This is a genomic window from Pseudolysinimonas sp., assembly GCF_031389465.1.
In the GTDB taxonomy this organism is placed as follows: domain Bacteria; phylum Actinomycetota; class Actinomycetes; order Actinomycetales; family Microbacteriaceae; genus Pseudolysinimonas_A.
In genome coordinates, this window is the sequence record NZ_JANMSQ010000037.1 from 1 (window position 1) to 4,029 (window position 4,029).

The 4,029-nt window shown below is 67.6% G+C and carries 5 protein-coding genes and 1 pseudogene; 2 read left to right on the forward strand and 4 right to left on the reverse strand.

Features of this window, described 5'->3' with window-relative positions; all coding sequences use genetic code 11:
• From RMO30_RS01550 to RMO30_RS01560, 3 genes and pseudogenes are all read right to left on the reverse strand, one after another.
• Positions 1-187 (reverse strand): annotated as a pseudogene (locus RMO30_RS01550) (NAD(P)(+) transhydrogenase (Re/Si-specific) subunit alpha); the annotation flags it as partial.
• A 155-nt stretch (positions 188-342) separates the two neighbouring features.
• Entirely contained in the window at positions 343-813 is a 471-nt protein-coding gene (locus RMO30_RS01555) for a heme-binding protein (RefSeq protein WP_309708587.1), read from the reverse strand.
• The gene (locus tag RMO30_RS01560; RefSeq protein WP_309708591.1) at positions 810-1,742 is read right to left on the reverse strand and encodes a cytochrome b/b6 domain-containing protein; all 933 of its coding nucleotides are present in this window, start codon (positions 1,740-1,742) and stop codon (positions 810-812) included. The genes RMO30_RS01555 and RMO30_RS01560 overlap by 4 nt, the downstream gene beginning before the upstream one ends.
• Positions 1,743-1,788: 46 nt before the next feature.
• Between RMO30_RS01560 and RMO30_RS01565 the strand changes: the two genes are divergently transcribed.
• Positions 1,789-2,604: a sulfite exporter TauE/SafE family protein gene (locus RMO30_RS01565; protein WP_309708593.1), complete on the forward strand. Its 816-nt coding sequence runs from the start codon at positions 1,789-1,791 to the stop codon at positions 2,602-2,604.
• A 30-nt stretch (positions 2,605-2,634) separates the two neighbouring features.
• Here RMO30_RS01565 and RMO30_RS01570 read toward each other — a convergent pair whose 3' ends face one another.
• A complete protein-coding gene (locus tag RMO30_RS01570) occupies positions 2,635-3,267 on the reverse strand; it encodes an MBL fold metallo-hydrolase (RefSeq protein WP_309708595.1) in 633 nt (210 codons plus the stop codon).
• Positions 3,268-3,391: 124 nt separating this feature from the next.
• Here RMO30_RS01570 and RMO30_RS01575 point away from each other — a divergent pair.
• Positions 3,392-4,029 (forward strand): diacylglycerol kinase family protein (locus RMO30_RS01575; RefSeq protein ID WP_309708598.1); only part of this gene is annotated, 638 nt, incomplete at its 3' end.

Consider the following 4,029-nt stretch of genomic DNA (forward strand, 5'->3'; position numbering starts at 1 on the left):
CGGTCTTCGTGTCGACGAGCTCGGCGCCCTGGGCGGCGTAGGTGTCGTCGGGGAAAGACGATGCGGCACCCGCTCCGCGTTCGACGACGACGTCGTAGCCGAGGCTGCGAATCTTCGCGACGGTGTCGGGGGTCGCAGCGACGCGGGTTTCACCCGTGCGTTCGGCGACGATACCGATTCGGGACATGGGCGGTCACTCCTGGTGCAGATGCGAACGAAGGTTCTCGGCCCTAAGGAGAGGAATGGGTGGCGGCCCGCCGAATCCGCCCCGGCTCAGGAGCCGAAGCGGGTGCCTCTCGCGGAACACTCGCAGACGACGGCATCGTCGTCAAATCCGCATCCCTATCGCGCGAGGTAGCGCCGGATGGCTTCGGCCGAGGTCGCGTGGTCGACGACGTCCGGTTCGCCCGATGTCGTTATTGACCCGACCGTCTCACCGTTCACCTTGATCGGAATCGACCCGCCGTGCGCCTTGAACGCCTCGTGGTCGATGTCGGGCAGCTCCTCGAAGGGGGTACCCGCTTCTTCGTGGCGACGGCGCACGAGCAGCGACGGTTCGCCGAACCGCTCGACGACGGCGTGCTTACCCGCGAGCCACGCGTCGTTCCCGGCTCCGGTCGAGCCGAATTTCGCCTGGAACACGATGTCGCCGCGCAGCACGACCCGCACGGCGAGGTTGAGCGCGCGCTCGTCGATCACCTCGACCGCTGCTAGTCCCAGGTCGACGGCGTCGTCGTTCGTGAACTCCGCAACATCGAGTACCGGCGCACGATCGAGGTCGTCGATCGAGTAGGTGGGGAGGTCGCCGGTCATCGTCTGATCGTGCCCCCGAGGGTGGCGAGGCGGGTGAGCACGGCAGGGCGGGCGACGACCCAGCCGACGATCATCACGACGAGCGACGCCGCGAATACGACGATCCCGATCCACGATTCATCGTCGCGCCCCGAGTACATGTGGTTGAGGTTGCGCAGCGCCCCGGTCGCGAGCACGAGCCCGACGTGCAGGATCGAGAAGCCGATGAAGTAGAGCATCACCCAGACGTGCAGCGTGCGCGTCGGCTTCTCGGGCACCCAGCGCAACGACGCGGGCCAGATCGTCGAGAGGCGCAGCCCGGTGAACAAGGCGAGGGGGGCGGCGACGAACACCGTGAAGCCGTACATCAGCAGCTGCAGCCCGTTGTAGTGGATCCAACCGTTGTGGGTCGGCCAGTCGAGCGACAGGTACTGGATGAAGGCCGAGAGTGCATGCGGGATGACGTCGAACGACTGGGGCACGAGCCGCAACCACTGACCCGAGACGAACAGCAGCACCCAGTAGAGCACCCCGTTGAAGACCCACAAGGCGTCGAGCACGAGGTGGAACCAGACGTGGATGCTGTGCCGCTTCGGCGGGTTCTTGGTGCGGATCAGCCCGTCGTTCCTTCGGGTCCAGAAGGCGGGCGGGCGCTTGCCCGACCCGATCTGCCATCCGGTGCGCACGATGAGCACGAGAAAGAACGCGTTGAGCGCATGCTGCCACTGCAGCCACCACGGGAAGCCGACGGGGGTTCCGGGCGGGATCTCGGTCTCACCCGGGTAGTCGGCGATGAACGACTGGATGTCGGGCAGCTCCCGCAACCAGCGGGCGGCCAGCACGGCGACGACGAGCAACACGAGACCAATCGGCACGAGCCACAGGAGCGGGAACCACCGGGACGATCGGATGCTTCCGCGCGAGACCGGGGCGGGGTCGGGCGCGGACACGCCTCCACCGTAGCGTCCGACGGCCGGGCCTAGGATCGAACGCATCGTGACGTCACCGACTGCCCCTGCCTCCGACCGGCCGACGGTCCGTCACATCCTCTTGCTGGTGCTCGTCGGAGCGATCGGCGGCACCTTCTCGGGGGCCCTCGGCGTCGGCGGCGGCATCGTCATGGTGCCGCTCCTGCTGATGCTGCTGAAGTTCGACCAACGCCGCGCCGCGGCAACGTCGCTCGCCGCGATCGTGCTCTCGTCGATCTCTGGGGCGGCCACCTACGGGGTCGCGGGACACACCGATGTCGTCGCCGGTCTGCTCCTCGGCGCGGGCGGAGTCGCCGGCTCGCTCATCGGCACCCGATTGCTCAAGGTGCTGCCGATCGCGATTCTGCGCTGGGGCTTCATCGCGCTGCTCGTGGTGATCGCCGTGCGGATGCTGCTCGTCGTGCCCGATCGAGGTGCCGACATCGAGTACAGCGTGGCGATCGGGATCGGGCTCGTCGCGTCGGGTGTCGTCATGGGGATTCTCGCCGGACTGTTCGGCATCGGCGGAGGGGTGCTCATCGTGCCGCTGCTCGTCGCCGGTTTCGGCGTGAGCGACCTCATCGCGAAGGGCACCTCGTTGCTCGCGATGATCCCGACTTCGATCACCGGGTCGATCGCGAACGTGCGCAACCAACTGGTGCGCCCCCTCGACGGACTCATCATCGGCGGCACCGCGCTGCTCGCGTCGCTCGGCGGTGCGGCCATCGCGTTCATCATGCCGCCGTGGCTGTCGGCGGTGCTGTTCGGGCTCTTCGTCGCTGCCACCGCGATTCAATTGACGATCCGTGCGATTCGGCAGCATCGCACCCCACCCGTTGGTTGAGCAGTCCGCGCAGCGGGCGTGTCGAAACCCTTAAATGTCGAGCGTCTCACCGGGCTGAAGTTCGGTGAACGTGCCGCCACCCTGCTCGGTCGCCCACGCCAGTCGCGCCGCCGCCATCTGCTTGCCGGCGACCGACAGCGTCATGTCGTGCACGTAGAACGCGCGCTTCGGTTTCACCGCGAGCACGTAGTCCATCGCCTCGCCGATCTTCAGCCACGGAGCTCCGATCGGCGCGGCGAGGGTGCCGACCTCGATGCCGGGAACCGCGTAGGAGTCGCCTGCGTAGTACAGCTCGTCGTTGACGAGCACGCCGACGTTGTCGATCACCGGGATGGACTCGTGGATGACGGCGTGCTGGCCGCCGAAGAACTCCAGGGTGAACGGCCCGGCCTGCGCGGTGTCGCCCGGGGCGACGACCTCGATCTCGAGATCGTCGGCTTGATCCGCAACCCCCTGCGGCGCGAAGACTTTCGCGTCGGGGTTCTTTTCGAGGATGCGGCGCACCTGTTCGGCCGTCCAGTGGTCGGTGTGTTCGTGGGTGATGACCACCGCGACGACGCCGGTGATGTCGGGATGCGACAGGAAGACTCCGGGGTCGATGACGAGACTCTCGTCGCCGAGGGCGAGCTGCAGGGTCGCGTGTTCGTACTTGGTGATGCGCACGCTGCGACTTTACTCACCACCCTCAGCCGCACCGGTATCGCACGATGCTGCAGAACATCGCCGGGGCCGCCGGTACAACGTCGTCGGGCTGTCGCGGCCCAGAGAAGCTGCGATACTCGGGCGCATGCCCGCGACGTCGCGTCCGAAGAAGCTCGTGGTGGCCATCAACCCGTCAGCCTCGTTCGGGGCCAGCCGGGATGTCGGCCCCGCCGTAGTGCAGACCCTGCGGGCGATGGGGCATCAGGTCACCTCGCTCACCGAGCCCAACTTCGAACAGTTGCTGGCCTCCGCCAACGTCGCCGTCAGGAAGCGGCCCGACGCGCTCGTCGTTGTCGGCGGCGACGGGATGGTGAACCTCGGCACCAATCTCGTGGCGGGCACCCGGGTGCCGCTCGGAATCATCCCATCGGGCACCGGCAACGACATGGCGCGGGGTCTCGGCATCCCGCACGACGACACCGAAGCCGCGATGCGCACCCTCGACGCCGCCCTCGCCACCGGGCCGCGGACGATCGACGCCGGGCGCATCACCTGGATGGATGCCGAGACGGGCGTGAAAGGGGAACGCTGGTTCGCCTGCGCCCTGAGCGCCGGGTTCGACGCGATCGTCAACGAACGCGCGAACGCGATGCGGCACCCCAAAGGCCCGAGCCGCTACATCCTCGCACTGCTCGCCGAGCTCGCCCGTCTGAAGCCGATCTCGTACCGGCTGGTTCTCGACGGTGAGTCGATCGAGACGAAAGCCGTGCTCGTCGCGCTCGG